The organism is Bacillus sp. SA1-12, assembly GCF_000981385.1.
Lineage (GTDB): Bacteria > Bacillota > Bacilli > Bacillales > Bacillaceae > Metabacillus.
On the sequence record NZ_LATZ01000069.1, the window covers coordinates 1 to 2,252 of the forward strand.

General features: G+C 40.2%; 2 protein-coding genes and 1 rRNA gene. All 3 read right to left on the minus strand.

The features are described from left to right. Window positions 1-624, minus strand: a 16S ribosomal RNA gene (locus WQ54_RS17725); the annotation flags it as partial. A 585-nt stretch (window positions 625-1,209) separates the two neighbouring features. Next, the gene (locus WQ54_RS17730; protein WP_046585952.1) at window positions 1,210-1,929 is read right to left on the minus strand and encodes a YebC/PmpR family DNA-binding transcriptional regulator; all 720 of its coding nucleotides are present in this window, start codon (window positions 1,927-1,929) and stop codon (window positions 1,210-1,212) included. Between the two features lie 126 nt (window positions 1,930-2,055). Then, the coding region (locus WQ54_RS17735; RefSeq protein ID WP_046585949.1) for a lipoate protein ligase C-terminal domain-containing protein at window positions 2,056-2,252 on the minus strand (197 nt) is incomplete at its 5' end.

Sequence of the window (2,252 nt, forward strand, 5' to 3'; positions counted from 1 at the left end):
CCGCGGGCTTTCACATCAGACTTAAGAAACCGCCTGCGCGCGCTTTACGCCCAATAATTCCGGACAACGCTTGCCACCTACGTATTACCGCGGCTGCTGGCACGTAGTTAGCCGTGGCTTTCTGGTTAGGTACCGTCAAGGTACCGCCCTATTCGAACGGTACTTGTTCTTCCCTAACAACAGAGCTTTACGACCCGAAGGCCTTCTTCGCTCACGCGGCGTTGCTCCGTCAGACTTTCGTCCATTGCGGAAGATTCCCTACTGCTGCCTCCCGTAGGAGTCTGGGCCGTGTCTCAGTCCCAGTGTGGCCGATCACCCTCTCAGGTCGGCTACGCATCGTCGCCTTGGTGAGCCGTTACCTCACCAACTAGCTAATGCGCCGCGGGTCCATCTGTAAGTGGTAGCAAAAGCCACCTTTCAACTTTGAACCATGCGGTTCGAAATGTTATCCGGTATTAGCTCCGGTTTCCCGGAGTTATCCCAATCTTACAGGCAGGTTACCCACGTGTTACTCACCCGTCCGCCGCTAATCGTCAGGAGCAAGCTCCCTCAGATTCGCTCGACTTGCATGTATTAGGCACGCCGCCAGCGTTCGTCCTGAGCCAGGATCAAACTCTCCAATAAAGAGTTGATATAGCTCATAAAATGTCTAATAAATAGACTTAGAATTAACGTTGACGTTTCTGTTTTGTTTAGTTTTCAAAGAACCATTTCACTTGTATTAGCGACAAAAAATATTGTATCAAAAGACTTCATTTTTGTCAACTTCTACGAAAATATTTTAAAGAAAAAATATCGCTTGATTTCTTTTTTTGATTTAATTCAGCGACAACTAATATCTTATCATCTAATTTCACAGAAGTCAATAATTTTTTATTTGTTTTTTGAGAAGTGAAAATATAATAACGTTTCTTTTTGTTTCTGAAAATAAATGGTACAAACAATACCAATTAACTTCATTTCTATATACTTCTACGAAAAATATTAACAATAAAAATATCGCTTGCGATAATATACTACAGCGACAAGATTTATATCGTATCACTAATAATTCAGGAAGTCAATAACTTTGTTTAAGAACTAATTGGAAACTTTTGAAATCAAACTATGACATAGTATTATGAAATGGCAGCAATGCTCTGGTACTTGATTTGAAAATATATTAAGGGCCTAGCCCCCACTTTAAGACAGAGGCCCGACCCTTTATTATCATTCACCTAAATCAACGTTGTGGTACACTTGTCTAACATCTTCTAAATCTTCCAATGCATCAATCATTTTTTCAAATTGTGCCTTAGAATCTTCTGGTAGTGTGACGTCATTTTGTGCCAGCATGGTTAATTCTGCAACGGTAAATTCAGTTATGCCGCTATTTTTGAACGCTTCTTGAACAGCATGGAATTGATCAGGTTCTGCATAAACAATCACTTGATCATCTTCTGCTAGAATATCGCGAACCTCTACATCTGCTTCCATTAAAAGCTCAAGAACTTCATCTTCAGTTTTGCCTTCAAATCCGATTACAGCTGTCGCATCAAACATGTAGGATACCGATCCGCTCACACCCATGTTTCCTCCGTTTTTACCGAATGCTGCACGTACCTCGGATGCAGTACGGTTAACATTATTCGTCAGCGCATCCACAATCACCATTGATCCGTTTGGCCCAAATCCTTCATAACGAAGCTCATCATAGCTTTCTTCTGCTCCGCCTTTTGCCTTTTCAATTGCACGGTCAATAATTGTTTTAGGAACACTGTATGTTTTCGCGCGTTCGAGAACAATTTTTAATGCTTGATTTGATTCTGGATCTGGTTCACCCTGCTTTGCGGCTACATATATTTCACGTCCAAATTTTGCATAAATACGACTTGTATTCGCATCCTTTGACGCTTTCTTTTCTTTAATATTGTTCCACTTACGGCCCATCATGAACACTCTCTTTCTACTTTGAATCTAAATTTAAAAGTTTCTATTACTACTATGATCTATTATACCTTAAACACTAGGAAATGGATAATCTTGATTAATCATTTCCGCCCAAAAGCAGCTCATTTAATAAATAAGCTGCAGGAAATCTGTCTTTTCAATATTTCCAAAGTATGCTTTTACATCGATTTCTTGAAGCATTCTTTCTAGTTCCGACTTATCATATCGGGTACCTATCAAGGCTTGTTCTACCTCTTTTACATCGCCCACGCCAAAAAAGTCACCATAAATCTTGCAATTTTCGATAACACCTTTTTGTACTT